The sequence below is a fragment of the Streptomyces sp. Inha503 genome, from assembly GCF_047215865.1.
Lineage (GTDB): Bacteria > Actinomycetota > Actinomycetes > Streptomycetales > Streptomycetaceae > Streptomyces > Streptomyces lycopersici.
The window spans coordinates 419,515-437,599 of record NZ_CP178360.1; the positions used below are offsets into that span (position 1 = coordinate 419,515).

At 67.0% G+C, this 18,085-nt stretch carries 13 protein-coding genes and 2 pseudogenes; 1 reads left to right on the forward strand and 14 read right to left on the reverse strand.

The window, feature by feature from the left end; all coding sequences use genetic code 11:
- Nucleotides 1-16: 16 nt before the first annotated feature.
- The 14 genes and pseudogenes from ACJX2R_RS01895 to ACJX2R_RS01960 all read right to left on the reverse strand — a co-directional run bounded on the left by ACJX2R_RS01895 (nt 17) and on the right by ACJX2R_RS01960 (nt 16,947).
- The gene (locus ACJX2R_RS01895) at nt 17-1,804 is read right to left on the reverse strand and encodes a sigma-54-dependent Fis family transcriptional regulator (protein ID WP_413098433.1); all 1,788 of its coding nucleotides are present in this window, start codon (nt 1,802-1,804) and stop codon (nt 17-19) included.
- A 315-nt stretch (nt 1,805-2,119) separates the two neighbouring features.
- A complete protein-coding gene (locus tag ACJX2R_RS01900) occupies nt 2,120-2,527 on the reverse strand; it encodes a nuclear transport factor 2 family protein (protein ID WP_413098434.1) in 408 nt (135 codons plus the stop codon).
- Between the two features lie 143 nt (nt 2,528-2,670).
- Nucleotides 2,671-3,687 carry a 3-keto-5-aminohexanoate cleavage protein gene (locus ACJX2R_RS01905; protein ID WP_413098435.1) on the reverse strand — a complete coding sequence of 339 codons (1,017 nt, stop codon included), beginning with the start codon at nt 3,685-3,687 and terminating at the stop codon, nt 2,671-2,673.
- 72 nt (nt 3,688-3,759) lie between these two features.
- A complete protein-coding gene (locus ACJX2R_RS01910; RefSeq protein WP_413098436.1) occupies nt 3,760-4,908 on the reverse strand; it encodes a saccharopine dehydrogenase family protein in 1,149 nt (382 codons plus the stop codon).
- 115 nt (nt 4,909-5,023) lie between these two features.
- Complete coding sequence (locus tag ACJX2R_RS01915; RefSeq protein ID WP_413098437.1) at nt 5,024-6,796, reverse strand: hydantoinase B/oxoprolinase family protein; 1,773 nt, start codon at nt 6,794-6,796, stop codon at nt 5,024-5,026.
- Nucleotides 6,797-6,798: 2 nt separating this feature from the next.
- On the reverse strand, nt 6,799-8,877 hold the full coding sequence (locus tag ACJX2R_RS01920) for a hydantoinase/oxoprolinase family protein (protein ID WP_413098438.1): 2,079 nt from the start codon (nt 8,875-8,877) through the stop codon (nt 6,799-6,801).
- Nucleotides 8,878-8,945: 68 nt separating this feature from the next.
- Nucleotides 8,946-10,151, reverse strand: a complete 1,206-nt coding sequence (locus ACJX2R_RS01925; protein WP_413098439.1) for a cytochrome P450 — start codon at nt 10,149-10,151, stop codon at nt 8,946-8,948.
- A 55-nt stretch (nt 10,152-10,206) separates the two neighbouring features.
- Complete coding sequence (locus ACJX2R_RS01930; protein ID WP_413098440.1) at nt 10,207-10,653, reverse strand: flavodoxin domain-containing protein; 447 nt, start codon at nt 10,651-10,653, stop codon at nt 10,207-10,209.
- Nucleotides 10,654-10,711: 58 nt separating this feature from the next.
- Entirely contained in the window at nt 10,712-12,040 is a 1,329-nt protein-coding gene (locus tag ACJX2R_RS01935) for an FAD-dependent oxidoreductase (protein WP_413098441.1), read from the reverse strand.
- Between the two features lie 285 nt (nt 12,041-12,325).
- Nucleotides 12,326-13,735: an APC family permease gene (locus ACJX2R_RS01940; RefSeq protein WP_413098442.1), complete on the reverse strand. Its 1,410-nt coding sequence runs from the start codon at nt 13,733-13,735 to the stop codon at nt 12,326-12,328.
- Between the two features lie 385 nt (nt 13,736-14,120).
- Nucleotides 14,121-14,765, reverse strand: coding sequence for a TetR/AcrR family transcriptional regulator (locus tag ACJX2R_RS01945; RefSeq protein WP_262700701.1), 645 nt, complete (start codon nt 14,763-14,765; stop codon nt 14,121-14,123).
- A gap of 251 nt (nt 14,766-15,016) precedes the next feature.
- Nucleotides 15,017-15,543 (reverse strand): annotated as a pseudogene (locus ACJX2R_RS01950) (CoA-transferase).
- Nucleotides 15,540-15,725, reverse strand: a pseudogene (locus tag ACJX2R_RS01955) (CoA-transferase); the annotation flags it as partial. The pseudogenes ACJX2R_RS01950 and ACJX2R_RS01955, both read right to left, overlap by 4 nt.
- Before the next feature lie 43 nt (nt 15,726-15,768).
- Nucleotides 15,769-16,947 carry a cytochrome P450 gene (locus ACJX2R_RS01960; protein WP_413098443.1) on the reverse strand — a complete coding sequence of 393 codons (1,179 nt, stop codon included), beginning with the start codon at nt 16,945-16,947 and terminating at the stop codon, nt 15,769-15,771.
- Nucleotides 16,948-17,268: 321 nt separating this feature from the next.
- Here ACJX2R_RS01960 and ACJX2R_RS01965 point away from each other — a divergent pair, with 321 nt between their 5' ends.
- Complete coding sequence (locus tag ACJX2R_RS01965; RefSeq protein WP_413098444.1) at nt 17,269-18,042, forward strand: SDR family NAD(P)-dependent oxidoreductase; 774 nt, start codon at nt 17,269-17,271, stop codon at nt 18,040-18,042.
- The last annotated feature ends 43 nt before the right edge of the window (nt 18,043-18,085 follow it).

Here is an 18,085-nt window from a genome sequence, read left to right on the forward strand (position 1 = left end):
GCCGTTCGTCGGGTGGTCAGAGGTCGAAGCCTCGACTGCGGAAGTAGTCCATGCGTCGGTAGAAAGTGGATCGCCCGATCTCGAGGATCTCGGCGGCGAGTCGTCGGTTGCCCTTCGCTTCACGCAAGGCGCTGCGGATCTCGACCAGCTCCGCGTCTTCGAGACGCGAAAGCCGCCCCTTGGCCAGCATGCGGTGGAAGCTCTCGGGCAGATCGGCATCAGAGACCTCGATGCCTCGAGACCGCTCGACCGCATCTGAGACGACCTGGCGCAGCTGGGCGATGTTGCCTGGCCAATCGGAGTTGGTGAGGGTTGCGACGAGCCTTCGCGAGAGCCGACGATCGCCGAGCTCACGCGCGATCGCATGCGCCAGCAGGGGGATGTCCTCGCGCCGTCTGCGCAGCGGGGCGAGCTTGATCTCGAGCGCCCCGCTGGCGTCGGCGATCGCGCGGGTCGCATCCGTGATGCTCGCGGCGGTGAAGATCACGGTGTGGCGCCCGCCGCCTCGCAGCCGCGTGGCCACCTCGTGGGAGTCCATGGGCGAGAGCTCATCGGCGTGAGCGATGAAGAGGACCGGCTCGGACCCCGTACTGGCATGCTCGCACGCCTCATCGATCCGGATACCGGCATCGGTATCGCGCGCGTCAATCCGGATCACATCGCCGCGGACGCCGGCGATCGCCTCGGCGAGCCGCGCCTTTCCGCTACCGGGCTCGCCGACGATGGCCACGGACCGACATTGCTCAATCGCGGTCCGGGCCGAGTCGACGGCCTGCTGCAACGAGATGCTCTGTCCATCGAGGCGCTCGAGCAGCTGGTCAGCGGACGACGAGGCGTCGTGCCGCGAGACCGGCTGCGCGTCGAGCGTCCGGCTCCGGCGGGCAAGTGGACGGACGACGGCGACGGCGCCGAAGCCCGAGGCGGACAGGTCCACCGGCGAGACCTCGATGCTCGCCGGCCCGAAGCCCGCGAGCATCACTTCTACGCTCGTACCGTGTCCCGAGGACATCACGCTCTTGGCATAGCTGGTGACGACGGAAAGATCGGAGCCTTCCAGGGACGCCGTCGCGGCGGAGTTCATGAACGAATGCTTGCCATCGGTCACCACGACGGCGGCCTTCCCCCGCCGACGCGAGATGGTGAGGTACTCACGCAGAAGCGTGCGCTCCCGCGACGACATGCGCGTCTCGATCTCACGCTCGATTCGCGACGTGACCCCTTCGAGCATCAGGAGCGTGGACGACGGGTCAAGCCCCTGGACCCGGGCAGCGGGCAGTGTCAGCCCGACTACTGCCCGCACCCGGTTGTGGAACGGGTCGCGGATGAGCGAGGCGAAGCACCAGTTGCAGCGCATATCCTCTCGGAAGTGCTCCTCGGGCGACAGCCAGACGGCACGGCCCTCTTCCAGCGCGACGCCTTCGCCGTTGCTGCCACAGCTCGCCTCCAGCAGCGAGTAGCCCGGCGGGAAGTCGACGTCCTCCCTCAGGAAGGGCGGCTGGACCAGTGCGCCATTCGGCGAGCTCAGGCTCACGTGGCCACCGATGTCCGCGGCTACCTCGTCGAGCTTCCGCAGGTGCGGCTCAGCGATGGCCATCGTACGCTCATCGACACGCCCCTCATCGACGTAGCCTCGATCGACCTGCGAGTCGACGCCCGCGGCGCGACTACGCATCCACGAGCGGGCGACCACCGGACGGAGGCCCGAGAGATCGTCGGTGGCGCGGCTCAGGAACAGGTCGCGGATCTCGGCCGTGTAGTGGAGTGTCGACGATCCGCTCGTCGGGGGCGATGCGACTGACACCATGGTGCTTTCCTCGTCAGTTACGCGTGCAGGGCATGAGCCTACCTAACAGCCGTTAGCGCGTCTTGTCTACTAGTTTTCTCAATCGAGTCGTCTCGACTTCATCATTTCGAGATCCCTCTGTACCTCACACGACCCGACCCGGTCGAACGCGCACCCCCGACGCAGCGAGGTCCCGTAAGGACGGCGACCTGCCCCGGCCCGACGCCCGCGCCGTCCTACCTCGACCTGCCGGAGCGGGCCCTGGTGCCGTGCGTGGACAAGAAGTCCCGACGAGATCCTCGACAAAGTCGCCACATACTGCTCTGACTCAGGTCACTAGGTCAGGCCGCCGAAGAAGGCATCCACCTCCGGCTGGTTCATGTCGGAGAAGTAGCATTCGACGATCTTGCCTCCGGCGACCCGGTAGTAGCCCAGGCGCTTCGTCGTGACCGACCGGTCGCCACGGGCCCAGGTTTCATGGACCAGCAGCAGCACACCGTCGTCGCCCACGAGCAGGGTGTCGTTTCCGTTGACCTCCCACACGTCCGTGTAGTCGGCTACCCGGCCGATCCAGTCGCGTACGAACGAGTCGCGGCCGGTGTAAACGCCCGCCAGGGGACCGTCACCACCCATGTGAACGACGAGCTCGTCGGCGAAGAACGCTATGCCCGCTTCCTGGTCACCACGCTCCCAGGCTTCGTGATATGCCTTCAGCAGGCTGAGGGTGCTCTCGACAGTCATCATCTCTCCTTGTGTGCCTCGGTATTCAGTGGATTCGGCACCACCGCCGGTGCGGGGCGATCGGAGCCGTGACCACCGGCCGGTGTTCCCATGCGGTGCCCACAGCCCTCGATCCCGCGCTGCCAACGGTGCGTTGCCGCGGTGGCTCAGGCCTTGGCGTTCCGCTCGGGGAGGCCGAGCATGGCGCGATACTCCGAAGGCGTGGCGACCGGGCGCCCCACCACCTGGGAGATCATCTGACCGATCTGGAGGGCCTGCCGGTTGCTCTCAACCCGGTCGTCCCGGTGCGGCCAGAGCAGGTACGTGTCTTCCATGCCGACACGGATGTGCAAGCCCATCAGGGCGGCGAGCGTCGCCACGTGAGTCGACGCCCGCCCCGCGGCGCACACCATGATGAAGGCGTCGGGGTCGACGTCCTTGATCGCTGACACCGTCCGTGTCAGCCCCTCGATCATCTGGCGCGGGTTGTCCATCGGGCTACAGCCGGGCAGCGCGGGCAGGACGAGCCACACCGCGGGCGTCTCTATAAGTCCGCTCTTGATCAGGAACCGGTCGGCGTTGGAGACATCGGCATCCGTGTACACCGCGATCTCGGGCTTGGCTCCAGCCTCGTTGATGAGCCTCACCTTCTCGATCATGATCGGAGCCGGCTTCACGAAGAGGGAGTCACCGATGTAGGTGGCCGTGGTGTTGATCGGGGCGGCGTCCAGGACACCGGATTCGAGGACCTCCTTCATCAGTGCCCATTCGCCGTTGAGGGCCGGCACCAGACAGCCGTCGACGGCCAGTTGCGGGAACTCGTCGCGCAGCGGCTTGATCACCTGCCGGAACCGGTCGGGCGACAGGACGTTGTACCCCTCGTCGTCACGGACGTGGATGTGCACCGTGCTGGCGCCGGCCTGGGCGACCTCGCGGGCCGAGTCGAGGATGGCACCCGGAGTCAGCGGCTGGTTGGGGTTTTGGTCGTGGCGGAAGAAGGCGCCGGTGATCGCCACCGAGACCACGAGCTTCTCCGGGATGTCCCAGGGGGCTGAGATCGGCGCGTCGTGGAAGGCGGACCGCTCCAGGTCCAGGACAGTCGGGATGCCGTAGGGACGCCAGATCATCTTCTCCTGCTCGCGCGCGACGCCCTTGGCGACGCGGTCCCAATCGACGTTCGTCATGCTGTCTTTCCTCTTTCTTCGTGGGTCACCATGCGTCTCGACGGCGTGCTCAGCCGCCGGTCGGAGCGATTCTCAGTGGGTCGCGGCGACTGCCGTGAGGAGGTCGCGGATGCGGACGTGCTCCGTGATCTCGCCATTCCTGGTCCGGTAGGCGGTCATCCCGCCGCCGCCCGCCGACACGTCACGCAGCGTCGAGAAGAAGTCAGCCGGGTTCAGCACCTCGGGCGAGACCACTCCGGGGCCGGGTACCCGGCCCCGCAACGCGATGAGCGCGCCCGCCGCCGCCGGGGTTCCGGTCGCGTCCTCCTGGCTGGTGGGGCCACCGGCGAGGAAGGCGATCCCCTCGCTGCCGACTCGGACGTCGACAATGAGGCCGGAGCCCACCGGCTCACGGTCGGCGTGCTCGGCGCGCGCGGTCTCGAAGATCGTGTGCATCGCCTTCGTGCGTCCGGAGCCGGCCGGCAGGCGCGAGATCGCCCAGCCGAGGTGTGTGAAGTCCTCCGGGATGAGCCCGCCCTTGTTGGTCGCCTCCGTCACCCGGGTGAACCTGGGCAGGGTGAGCACCTCCGGGTGGCTCAGCGTCACCACGAGCTGCTCTCCCACCGGTTCCGGAAAGGCCACCCGCTGAGGCGCGAAGTCCTCCCACGCCGGCGACCCGCCCGCACCGGGGATCGCGGTGCTGAAGGAATGGGCGAAGTGCGGAACCACGGCGCCGGCCATGTCGGCGGCGTCGACGCACCAGATGATCGCGGCGCTCGCGGCACCCTCCGGCAGCGAGTCGAGTGCGAGCCGCACGAGGACATTGGTGGTCCCGGGCGCGGAGCCCATGCCGATCAGCGCGGTGACACCGGCGGCCTTGGCGGCGTCGTCGCGGTGCAGCAGCGTCTCCGTGGCGTCCGCGTCGTCGCAGATGTCGACGTAGTCCGTGCCCGCGGCGATCGCGGCGTCCAGGATCACCGGCCCCAGCGTGTGGTAGGGGCCAGTGAGGTTGACCACCAGGTCCGCTCCCGTGAGGACCTCATGCAGCTTCCCCGGCTCGGCGAGGAGATCGAAGCGCACCTGCTCGATCTCCTGCGTGCCGGCATCTATGACCCGGCCGTCGGGGAACGCCCGGTCGCAGCAGATCAGGCGCAGCTCGGCCGTCGACCGGCCCAGGCCACGAATCAGTCCGGACGCTTGCGCACCGGCCGCGCCCAGCACCACCACGGCGGGTTTGCTCATGTGCTTTCCCTTCACCAAAGCTAATTAATTGAATGTTTATTAAGTAAGGAGGCCGAGTGATGCCCCGGCCGGTTTCCCCACGCCCAGGCCGTCTCTCTGAGCGATGTGGACGGTGTCAGCCCGCCGCGAGGTCGGCGCGCCGCTTGGCCGTCGCCTCGACATCGACGGCAAGGCCGTCCTCGGTGGTGATGAACTCGACGCCGTAGGTGCTCGTGGCGTGCTCCTGGCTCTCCCAGCCTTCCAGGATGTCCTCCAGCACCAGGCGCGGATCGCGCTCCAGCGGCGAGCCATATCCTCCGCCGGAGGCGTCGAAACCATGGATGGTCTCGCCGGGCTTCAGCACGATCGTGGCGGTGTTGGGCAGGCGAGTACGGGCCCCGTCGGCTTTCTCCAGCCATGCCTCGGCGGTGTGTCCGTCGCCACCGCCGGCCACGCCCCTGGAGGGGCTGACCTGGCCGTCGCAGGGATAGATCACGGTGATCGGGTCGGCTTTGGGCGTGTAGGCCAGCTCGAAAGACGGTCCGCCACGGTGCTTGCCGGCACCGCCGGTGTCGGCGACCAGGCGCAGGTGCTTGTAGCGGATCGGCATCTTGATCTCATCGATCTCCACCGAGTCGCGGTACATCAGCCCGCTCACGCACGGCACGCCGTAGGTCACCCAGCCGTCCGCATGGGCGCTGCCGGGGCCTCCGTTCGCGGTCGCGCACAGTTGGTTGACGAACGGCTCCCCCGTGCGGCGGTCCTTGCCGGACAGCACTGCGTATCCGACGCCCACGCCGACGGCTCCCTCGGCCACCCCGTAGGGCTCGCCCAGCTGAGCGAACGCGGCGCCGACGCAGTTGATCAGCCGGTCGGTGACATTGGTGGTCGCCAGCGAGCAGCTGTGCGGGAACCGGGGCTTGCCGACCGCCGATCCCTCGTTCATGTCGATGAGCACTCGCCGGAACGCACCGGAGTTCTTGGGCACGTTGGCGGGGATGGCGTTGAAGATGCCGCCGAACACCGCGGCACGCGTGGTGGCCTCGGTCAGATTCAGGCCGCAGTCCACGTTGGGCGCGTTCTCGGTCAGGTCGACATGGATCAGCCCTTCCTCGGGCTTGACCCCGATCTTTACACCGATCTCCAGCCCGTCGGGCAGATAGGGCTGGAAGGCGTCGTGCCGACCGGTGTTGTACAGCGTTGCCGCGGGCAGGCCCTCGATGGCCTTGCTCATCATCTTCTCGCTGTAGTCGAGCCAGTCCCGCATGAACTGCTTGATCTGGCCGACGCCGTACTTGGCGACGAGTTCCTTCAGCCGACGCTCCGCGATCCGGGCCGCGCCGATCTCGGCCAGGTAGTCGCCGTACCACTGCGACGGAACCCTGATACGGGCCTGGCACATCCGGATGACGTCGTCGATGTCCCGGTAGTCGGACTGGACCTTGACGGTCGGGAAGATCAGAGCGCCCTCTTCGTAGACGTCCTTGGCCGCGGCGTGGTACGTCGTCGGTATCGAGTTGCCGACATCGGCCTGGTGGGCCTTGGCGACGGCGGTGAACAGGTGCTCGCCCTCGACGAGGACCGGCACGAGGATCGTGTGGTCGGCCGCGTGCGAGTTGCCGACGTACGGGTTGTTGTCGAGGTAGGCGTCACCTTCCCGCAGCTCCGGGTGGGCCGTGCGCATGGCCTGCGCCTGTAGTTGGGCGCCCACGATGTGCACCGGGATGCCCTGGGCGGCGGCGAGCAGTTCGTCGTCCGCGGTCACGATCGCACAGGAGAAGTCACGGGCGCTGTTGATGACGGCGGAGCGCGCGGCGCGCAGCAGCGTGTTGGTCATCTCCCGGACGATGCCGTCGACCTTGTTCGCGATCACGGCCGTACGGACGGTGTCGAATCCCTTGTCGGTCATTGTCACGCCTTGCCCTCGATGTGAAGCAGGTAGTTTCCGGTGTCGCTCACCTCGGCGGCCATGCCCGGGTAGACGACCAGGGTCGTCGTGGGCTCTTCCACGATCGCTGGACCCATCACGTAGGTGCCGGGGACGAGGTCGCCTGGTTTGAAGACCGGTGTCTCGACCGTTCCGGTGTCGCCGAAATAGCAGGTGCGGGTGGCGCTGGGGCGGCCCGTGAGGCGGGCGCTCGCCGGGTACTCGCGTGTGGCCCGGGGCAGGCGGACGGTGACGCGGGCGCGCCAGTTGAGGAACTCGATGGCCGAGGCATGGTCGCGCACCGCGAGGATGCGCTCGTGCAGGTCGTGGAAGGCTTCGAAGAGAGCGGTGCGCTCGTCGTCCGAGCCAACCCGGCGGGTGGGCAACGGAACGTCGATGGTCCAGATCTGGCTCTTGTACCGGGCCTCGACGCCGAACTCGACCGTGTGGTCCGGGTAGTTGTCGCTGAACCGTCCGGCGAAGTCCTCCAGCTTGTCGTCCAGGCCGTCCAGGACCTTGTCGATGGCCGCTGCCGCGAAGGCGTCGGAGGAGGTGACGAAGGCCGCCGACTCCTCCTTGACAATGTCGGCGAAGTGCATGCCCGACGCCGACAGCGCGGAGGCCACCCTCGGCAGGACGACATGCCGGGTGCCGAGTTCGCCCGCGATCTGCATGATGTTGATGCCCGCGGCGCCGCCGCCGGCGACCAGCGTGCTCTCCTGCGGGTTCAGACCCTGGGCGATGGTGATCTCGTGGACCGCCTTCACCATCGACTCGCCGGCCAGCGAGAGGATGCCCCAGGCCGTCTCCGCCACCGGCAGACCGACGGTGGCCGCCAGTTTGCTGACCGCCGCCTCGGCAGCCGCGACGTCGAGCTTCATCCGCCCGCCGAGGAAGTAGTCCGGGTCGAAGTAGCCCAGCACGGTGGCGGCGTCGGACAGCGTCGGCTCGGTACCGCCGTTGCCGTAACACGCCGGCCCCGGCTCGGATCCGGCCGACTGCGGACCCACCCGCAGCAGCCCGCCCTCGTCGACCCAGGCGATCGAGCCGCCACCGGCACCGATCGAGCGGATGTCGACGGACGAGGTGCCCAACAGGTCGCCCTCCCACTCGGGGCCGATCCAGGTATCCCGGGAGTGGACCACGGCGCCGTCGCGGGAGAGGCCGACATCGAAGGTGGTGCCGCCGGTGTCGCAGACGATCATGTCCCCGCCGAGCTTCTCGATCAGGGAGTAGTTGAGGCCGGCCAGGGGCGCCATCGACGGGCCGCTGCGCGCGGCGTCGATCGGGCTGGCGATCACCTCGTCGATGTTCATGACGCCGCCCATGCTGGTCGAGACCAGTATGGCGCCCTGGTAGCCGAACTCCCGGAGGTCCCTCTCCAGTTCCCTGAAGTGCTGCTGCATCAGCGGCTTGAGGGACGCGTCGATCGCCGCCGCCGAGGTGCGCCGGTATTCACGGATGATCGGCGCGATCTGGTGCGACAGCGTGACCGGGACACCCGGGACCAGCTCCGCGATCCGCTCGGCGACACGCAGTTCGTGCGCGGGGTTGACGACGGACCACAGGAACGAGACGGCGATCGCCTGGAATTCTTGGCTCCGCACCTCCCGAAGCGTCTCGACGAGCCGCTCCTCGTCCAGTGCGGTGACGACCTCGCCCTCGGAGTCGATGCGCTCATGCACGCCGAACGTGTGGCTGCGCGGGATGTAGGGCTTCGGATACGGAACGGAGAAGTCGTACCCGTCCTGCTTCCCGCCCTCCTTCAGCACCAGGACATCCTCGAAGCCGGCCGTGGTGAGCAGCGCGGTCTTCGCGACGTTCCGCGTCACGATCGCGTTCGTCGCGCGGGTGGTGCCGTAGATGAACAGCTCGGTCTCGGCCAGCACCTCCTCGGCGGTCAAGCCCATCTCGCCGGCGGCTACCCCCAGCGCCTGGGACAGCCCCCGGAAGACCCGGTCGTGCGTGGTCAGCGACTTGCCGATCACCTGCTGCGACGCGACATCCTGGATGACCACGTCAATGAACGTTCCGCCGGTATCGGCGGATACCTGATATCCCATCAAACTCTCCTGATGAACTTGGCTGACGGTGATTCACGGTCGGCCGAGACGGCGGTCCTGCCCACGGCTCAGGACAGGCGGACGGTCAAGCCCTCGCAGTTGCGGTGGCGATCCGAGTGCACCCACACCGGATCGCCAATGATGTCGATTCGCTTGAAACGCTCCGCGACCACGTCGAGCACGGCCCGGGCAACCGCGCGGCCGAAGGCCTGGCCGGCGCAGTTGTGGGTGCCGACTCCGAAGGCCAGTGCCATGCTGGCCTCCTTGGGCCTCTGGTAGTCGAACGTGTCCGGGTCGGAGAAGACATCCGGATCACGCAGTGCGGCGCCCAGGATGAAGCGGACGCGCGTATCCGCTGGGATCTCCGTCCCCTGGATCTCGATCGGCTCCGTGGTGAAACGGTCGAGGGCGACCTCGGGCAGGGACCGGCGGATGGTCTCGTTGATGACGGCCTCCCGGCAGGCCGGGTCGGCCCGGTATGCCTGGAACACCTCCGGATGGTCCGCGAGGTCGATCAGGGCGCACGCCATGACGTGCCCTGGGTTGTGAGCGGCCGAGCCCCACAGGATCTGGATCGACTCCTTGAGTTCCCGCTCGGTGAGCCTGCCCTCGTCGGCTGCGGTGATCATCTGGTCGAGGAGCATGCCGTCGCCCCGCTCCCGGCGCTTCGCCGCGATGAGCCCCTCGGCCTGGAACATCATGTAGCCGAAGCCCTCATGCCCCCGCGTCACTTCCTCACGCGACGGATCCCATCCCATCGCCATCATCGTCTGGTTCGTCGCCTGGATGTACGGAATGCCGTCCGCACGCGGCACGCCGAGTGCGCGTGCCATGGCATCCTGAGCAGGCTGGACGCCGAGCCCCCGGTGTGCTTCGAGAAGGCCATCGGGACCCATGCCGTCGAGCGCGTCGAGCGCGGTCTCGGCGGCGGTCTCCGCCCAGACCCGCGACATCTTGGGAGTCAGCGAGCCGGAGAAGGTACGGCGGATGCGCCGGTGCCGTTCCCCCTCGGTGAGCAGGACCGAGTTGAGGTTGGCCGCCCAGGGGCTGTTCCCCATCCCCCCGGGCGGAGCGGCGACCAGGGACGGGTGCCTGGCATAGCGCATCACGTCGGCGTACTTGCTGACGACGAAGCTTCCATCTCGCAGCCGCACGACGGGGAACTCGCGCAGTAGTCGATCGAACCAAGGCCAGGGCGCCCGCAGGAACTCCGGGTCCTCGAAGGGCAGAAGTTCCTCGTCCGTTGGCTGTGCGGTGCGTGTGTGCTGCTGCATTGTCCTGCTCGTTTCTCGTCGATGGCCCCGCGTGATGGGCGGGAGGCCCGCCGTGTCAGAGGAGGTCGAGGATCCCGGCCGCCCAGGCGACCGCGACATCCGTCAGAGACTCGCCACTCGCGGCGTCGTGCCGCCCGGTCGCACCGATCCGCTGCGCGCCGAGCGCAACCAAGTCCGAGGAGAGGACCGCGATGGCGTTGTTGTAGGTGTCGTAGGTGCTGTCACCCAGACCGAACGCGGCGAACCTGAGGCCCGACAGATCGGGGCGAGCCTCGAGCAGCGTCTCCTGGAACGGCGCCGTGGTCTCGGGCATCTCACCCTCGCCATACGTCGATGTGATCACGACGACGAAGCCGGCCTCGGACAGTTCCGTCACGTCGTAGATGTCCATGGCGACGACCTCGGCTTTCACGCCGGCCGCGTTAAGGGTCTCGGCGACCTCGTCCGCCACTAGTTCGGCGTTCCCGGACTCGGTGCCGTACAGAACCTTGGTGGTGCCCATCGGTAGTGTTCTCCTCACCTTTCGGGTATGCCGCTCTTCTTTACGGGCTCTGCCGATTTCAGGCGTTGGCCATGGAGGTCTGGGCCAGAGCGACCATTTCGACGAGGTCGGTCATCTTGCGGCGGCAGCGACCGACTCCGGCCTGCTCGCGTTCGAACTCGTCGATCACGCGCCAGGCGGAAAACGTCGTCGGGACCCTTTTTAGCTGCGGCAGGATCGCCGGCAGTCCTGGTGTGCGACCGGATACGACGCTTCCCCGAGCGAGATCGTCGAGTATTCTCCTGGCAACGCTCTGGGCGTGCTTCCGGTTCGCGGCCAGATTTCCCTGAGCGCCGTTCCCGACCCAGCCAACCCGGTAGACGTGGACGCCTGACCAGGACGCATTCGGGGTGTCGGCACGCTGGTCCGAGTCCTGACAGAAGCCTATTGCCGTGATGACCGAGTCCACCAAAAAGGCCTTCCGGCTGCCGGAAGTCCGACACTTCACATCGAGACTGGTCATTGCGTTCTCGTAACGGATACCTGTCGGGATCGATTCGAAATGAATGGTGACCGTGGTACGGAACTGTTCCTCCACCGATGGGTGTTCAGTATGGACCGCCGCATCCGGAATGCCGTCCCCCTGCCCGAACTCCCGAAGCAGGTCGGCCGCCGCACTGGGATCGGAGTCGTGCAGGTTTTCGGTCCGTATTCTCACGCCCTTGACCTGACACAGCTCTCGCAACATCGCCAGGTCGAATTTCGCCTCTCCGGCGGACGACCGGCCCACGAGGTGTACGGACCTGAGCGGCGCCGTCCGCAGCAGCCGGAGCACGTGATCATCGATGTCGGAACCGTCGAGCTCCTCCGGGCGCTTCGTCAGCAGGCGCACCGTGTCCAGCGCGACGTTTCCATGACCGACCACCGCGATGTCCCGACCCAGGGGGGCGATGGCCGCACCGAGCGGAGCGCTGTGCCGACCGAGCCTGGCCGGGAAACCGTTGAGGGCCCGCAACACCTGACCGGCGCCGATGACCCGCGCCGACTCGTCCCGCGGAATGGGAAGTTGACGATCCTCCGGCATACCGGTGGCGATGACCACGACATCGAAAGCCTGGGCCACCGCCTCGAAGCTCACGTCACGACCGATCCTCGTATTGCCGACGAAGGTGGCGTGGCCTCTTTCAAAGATGCGGTCGAACTGCTGCGAGACCGCCTTGGCGCCCTGATGGTCGGCCGCTATTCCGTAGCGGACCAGTCCATAGGGGACGGGGAGTGACTCGAAGACGCAGATGTGCGCGTCGGGCAATGCCCTGCTGAGGAAATGCGCCGTGTAGCAGCCGGACGGACCACTGCCGATGACAGCCACCGTCGGGCCCGAGCGCCCGGGAACGGGGTGGATTGTCAACGCTTACCTCCTCATGGGCCAGGCGTCCGACGGACGCACGGCGGCCGGCTGCGATCAGCCGGGGCGTGGGGCGGTCCGGCTGCTCATACGGTCGGAGGAGCCTGCCCTGCTTGCTTACTAACGTAAGTTAGCTACGACTTCATCTCTTGGCTAGAGGTCGCGTCATGGAATCTGTCGACGGCCATGAGACGACGGTCGTCCGGAGCACGGCTCGGGCAGCTTGCTCCACACCTCCGCAAGCTCCGGTGAAGTCGAGGCGCCACCCGGAGCACGAGCGTCCCCCGATCAGCTCTCGGCGGTGGGATCGATGACTCGGTCGGCCCTCCCGAGCCGCACATAGACGTGGTGACGGCAGATCCGGAAGTACACGGCAAGGGCAAGGCCCACGAACAGGCCGACCAGGGGAATGCCCACGAGCCACAGATTCTGGCCCGGTGCCCCGCCAACGATGAGCTCGAAGTGGGTCAGCGCCAGGAAGACCGTTCCGCCGAGCGCGGCTACGGCGATCCCGGGAGCGATGAACACCTTGAACCGGTTCTCCCCGGCCGGGACACCGGTGCGACCGAACCAGGCGATGACCGCCAGGCTCACCATGGTCATGAGGAGCAGGATCCCGGCCGACCCGAGACCGGTCAGTTCGGCGTAGAGCGACGCTCCTCGGCTGCCGGCGACCACGAAGGCGAGCAACACCACGGCGGTGACGACCGCGGCCAGCGTCGAGGCGCGATAAGGGGAACCGTGTCTGCGGTGCACGCCCGCCAGATACACGGGGAGCGCCCTGTCGCAGCTCAGATTGTGGAGGTACCGCGCCACCACATTGTGGATCGCGAGCAGCGCGGCCAGGACCGACGTGGTCACGAAGACGTAGGACAGCTGAGTGAAGGCGGGAGCCACATAGCGCCCGATCGAGTCGGGGAACATCGTCGCCGGCGCGCTCGTGGCCACGCTCACAGCCTTCGATCCATACGCCGACATGAGCGTGTAACAGGAGAGGAGGTACAGGGAACCCACGAAGATGACCGCGGTGTAGGTCGCCTGCGGGATCGTCTTGTTCGGGTCGCGGACCTCGTCGCGGAACAAGGCGGTGGCTTCGAAACCGAGGAAGAGCATGATGGCGAAGAGCATCGCGACTCCCACGTCGCCCTTGGCGAACTCGGTGGGACTCAGCGGCTGGGAGACGAGCCCGTTGGGGCCACCTTTGATGAGCACCGCGATGTTGTACGCCATGACCACCACAACTTCCAGGACCATCGCGACCGAGAGAATCTTCGCCGACAGCTCGATATGGAAGTAGCCCAACGTGCTCACGACGACCCACCCGAGGGCCGCCCACACGAGCCAGGGTGTGTTCGGTCCGTCGAGGCTGACGAGGAGGTTCTGGAGCGTGACGCCGAGTTGGGCGTAGACACCGGCGAGGAGCACGACATAGGTGGTCACGGCCAACAGGGCCGCACCCAGTCCGATGACCTTGCCGAGCCCGGCGCTGATGAAGGAGTAGAAGTCACCCGGCTTGGGAACATGCTTGGTCATCGCGACGTAGCCGACGGCGAAGAGCAGCAGCGTGACCGTCGCGACGGCGAAGGCGAAGGCGGCACCTTTCCCCCCGAAGGAGATGCTGTAGGGGATGTAGGCGCTCACCACCGAGATCGGCGCCGAGAACGCGAGAACGGTCAGAGCGAGGGCCCTTGTGCCCATATGGCCCATTAGCGCAGGGGACTCACTGGTGGCACCGCCGGTCACTGACACGGAGGCCAACACCTCACCTGAATGACCTTGAGTTGCTTCACCCATGGCAATGGTCTTCTGACTCACATGGTAAGTGAGGCGGGTGATACTCGACTACGTTCTGCGACGATTGCGGCGATTTCGCGTGTACCTGGACCATCATCCGCGGCGACGATCGGACACGAGGCCTCGCACAGCCTGTCGACGCGTCGACGAACAGGCCACCCCCGTGGACCTCCTCGGCTCAGAACAGCCGGGAGTGGGGCCGAGACGCACGTGCGCCACCCCGCCGCCCGCCTCTCAGCCCCCTGGTGCTACTGGCCCCATCGCGACCGCGTAGACCGTGAGTCCGATCTCAGTGGGACCGCAGGTCGACCGAGAGCAGTGATCGAGTGATGGTGACGGCCTCACCGACACAGGCGTCCAGGCTCTCCTCGTCCCCGTTCCAGTCGCACCAGCCGTTGGCGCTGTCAAGGATCTTCACCACGACGCGGATTATCTTCTCCACGTCGTCGTAGTCGTGCCCGAGCTCACGCGCGGCCGCGGCGAACATCCGCTCGTAGAGCCCGACCCACTGGTCGACCTCGGTCCGCGTCTCCCGCTCCAGGAAGGGGCTCAGTCGGTCGAGAGCCCGCAGGATATCCCAGGCGTCGTTCTCCCGTGACTGAAGCTGACGCTTCAGATGGACCCGCACCATCGCATCCCAGAAGTCGCCCGCGTTGTCCGTCCCGTCCACCGCCTCCAGCACGGCGGTGGCGAATCGGGAGAAGTGCCAGCGGAAGGCGTCCGCAACCACCTCGTCCCGGCCGCCCGGGAAGTGGGAGTAGATGCTGGGGGCCTTCATACTGACCTTTTTCGCCAGGCTCCGCATGGAGACCGAGGAGTATCCCTCCTCCGACGCCAGCTCGATGAACGCCTCCAGGATCCGGCGCCTACCCGGGGTCAGACCGCTCCAGTCGAGCTTCTCCAGGTAGTGCCGCATTTCCTCTGTGGCGCGCACCCGCGGTGCCATATCCATAACCAGTCCAATAGTCGTATCCTCCAGAGGCTGTTGCCCGACCGCACGGCAGAGCGTGGCGGGCAGGCCGCTGGCAGGGCCTACGCGTCCCCGTCAATAGTCTCTCTCATGGATACTAACGTTAGCTAGCCGCGTGTCAGTACGGCGAAGCCGTCCGACAGTACGACCAGCGGACCGAAAACAGCCGCTCGCTGCGGCGGCGCAGAACTGGCTCCGCGCCGGCGGCCCGAGCGTCAGCGTGGTCGGCCCGGGCGGTCGAACGCGAGTACGCCGCCGGTCGCCGCGGACACCTGCCGGACGGTGACATCGGGCGCGAGCTCGCTCAGGACCAGCCCGCCGTCCCGCACATCGATCACACGAGATCGGTGATGACGCGGTGCACCACCGCCCTGCCGGTCAGCGGAAGGGTGCACTCTTCGACGATCTTGGGGCGGCCGCTGCGGTCCGTGTGCTCCATGAGCACGATCACTCTGCGGGCGCCGTGCACCAGGTCCATCGCGCCGCCCATCCCCTTGACCATCTTGCCGGGGACCACGGTCACTGTCTCCTCGCCCGCGTTGATGAGGTCGGGGTCGACCCGTTCCTGTGTCGGGTACGGCCCGGTGCCCAGCAGGCCGTTCTCCGAGTGCAGAACGACTTTCACGCCCTCGGGCAGGTGGTTGGGGATCAGGGTCGGCAGTCCGATGCCCAAGTTGACGTACTCGCCGTCGATCAACTCCGCTGCGGCACGTGCGGCCATCTGCTCACGCGACCAGCTCATGCCGACGCCGTCCGCTTCTCGATCCGCTTCTCCTGCGTGCCCACATGCACCACCCGCCGCACGAACACCCCGGACAGATGCACCGTCGCCGGATCGATCGCACCCGGCTCCACCAAGGTCTCGACCTCCGCGACGGTGATCCGTCCGGCCATCGCGGCGAGCGGGTTGAAGTTCATGGCGGCGGGTACCTCTCCTGTCTGCCCCGCGTTCCTTCCGCCTCTGGGTTCAGGACAACCGCAGAGGAAGCGACCAGTAGAAGCGGGCGAAGTCGTTGTTCGCCCGGACCGGCTCACCGGCCGGCTCGATGCGGTCGAAGCGCCGGGCGACCTCCGTGAAGACCGCTTCCGCCTCGGCCCGGGAGATGACCTGGCCCGCGCAGCTGTGGACCCCCAGTCCGAAGCTCAGGTTCCGGCTCTCGTCGGGCGAGCGGGTGTGGTCGAACGCATCCGGTTCAGGGAAAATCTCGGGATCACGGTTGGCTGCGGCGATCATGAAGCGGATCGGAGTGCCGGCCGGGATGCGTACCCCCCGGATCTCGACGTCCTCCGTGGGATAGCGAACGACCGAGAGCTCGGGCGGGTCCAAACGGACGATCTCGTTGATGATGGCGGCCCGGAGTTCGGGGCGTCGCTTGTAGGCCTGGAAGACCTCTGGACGCCGCGCGAACTGGTCCAGGCCGGCCGCGACGAGATAGCCGACATCCATGTGCCCAAGACCGTAGAACAGAGTCATGGTGGCCAGACTCTGCCGAGTCGTCAGCTCCCCCGCTTCGCAGGCCGCGAGCAGGGCTCTGGCCATGCCGTTGTCGTCCACCGACGCTGCGTCCGCGAGCATCTCGCGCACGCGCTTCTCGAGGTAGGCGAAGGCCTGCGCCGCCAACTCCTCGTCGCCGGGCTTGGGCGCGGCGCTCATCATCTGCATGGCGCCGAACATCGCCTCGACGACGGCGGAGGCATCGTCGTCCGGGAGACCCAGTACACGGCACATCGTGGCGTGCGTCGGCAGTGCGGCGAGTTCCGTCCATGCCTCGATGAACCCGTCCTCGCCAACCCGGTCCAGTGCCCGGCCAGCCACTTCCGCGGTGGTCCGCGCCCACTCCCGGACCATCTTGGGGGTGAACCACTTGTTGGTGTGCCGGCGTCGTGCTGTGTGCTCCGGCGGGTCCACGCCGAGCATCGTGTCGCTCACGTAGGACCATGGGCCCTGGCTGGCCCAGGCCGTCTCGACGCTCATGATCGGCAGTTTCAGGTACCGGACGATGTCCGCGTACCGGCTGACGACATAGGTGCCATCGAGTTCGTACACGGGATGCTCCTGACGGAGCCGTCGGTACCAGGGGTAGGGGTCGGTCCGGAACTGCGGATCGCTCCACGGAAGGTAGGTGTCCTCGCTCGACAAGCTCATCGGTCGCCTCCTGGTGTAGCGCCGGGTGGCTAACTATCGATAGTTAGCAGCACATTCAGCACCCCACGCGGATCGACAGCAAGCCCGCGCGAACGGAATGTGACTCACACCACAATCGAGGTTCCACTCCGCGGCGTTTTCCGGGTCGATGCACACCGCACAATATTGACGAATCTTGCTTACTAATGTTAGTTAGCAAGTACTCGCTCTTCTTCGATGGCTCCGCCGAGCGGAAACTCTCGCGATGCAATGCCGGTCGATCACGCGACCGGAGAACCCCCTTATCCCGCAATGCCGGACGAACGGTAGGTACACGCCAGAATGTCTCTCAAGGACAAGGTTGTTCTCATCACCGGCGCGGGCTCCGGCATGGGCCGCGCCATGGTCAACGAATTCCTCCTCGAAGGCGCGCGCGTCGCGGCCGTCGACATCAGCGCGGACAACGTCCGCAAGGTCGTCGAGGAGGCGGACGCCGGTGACCGGGCGATCGCGGTGAGCACCGACGTGGCCGACGAGGCCTCGGTCGAGGTCTGCGTCGCGGACATCCTCGCCTGGTCGGGCCAGATTGACGTGCTGTGCAACAACGCCGGCATCATCGACAGCTTCCGCCCGGCCCACGAGATCTCCATCGAGGAGTGGAACCGGACGCTGGCGGTCAACCTCACCGGCCCCTTCCTGATGGCCCGCTCCGTCATCCGCAACAGCATGCTTCCCCGGTCCACGGGCGCCATCGTCAACACCGCTTCCATCTCGTCACTCAGCGCGGGGGGCGGCGGTACCGCCTACACCGCTTCCAAGCACGGTGTGCTCGGACTGACGCGCCAGCTGACCTTCGACTACGGGCGCCACGGCATCCGGGTGAACGCCATCTGCCCCGGTGCCACGTACACGAATCTCGCCGCGCCGGAAAACGGCTCCGACACCCTGCCCGACAGCGAGACTGAGATCGCTCGGACGCCGGCCCGCCGCTGGGGCCAGCCTCGGGAGATCGCCCGGCTCGCGGTCTACCTCGCCGGCGACGACGCCGCTTTCATCCACGGCAGCGCCATGGTGATCGACGGCGGCTGGCTGACCGCCGCCCGCAACCCGATCTGACCGGCCGACCCCAAGAACACGTCCCGCACCCGCCGGGCCACGA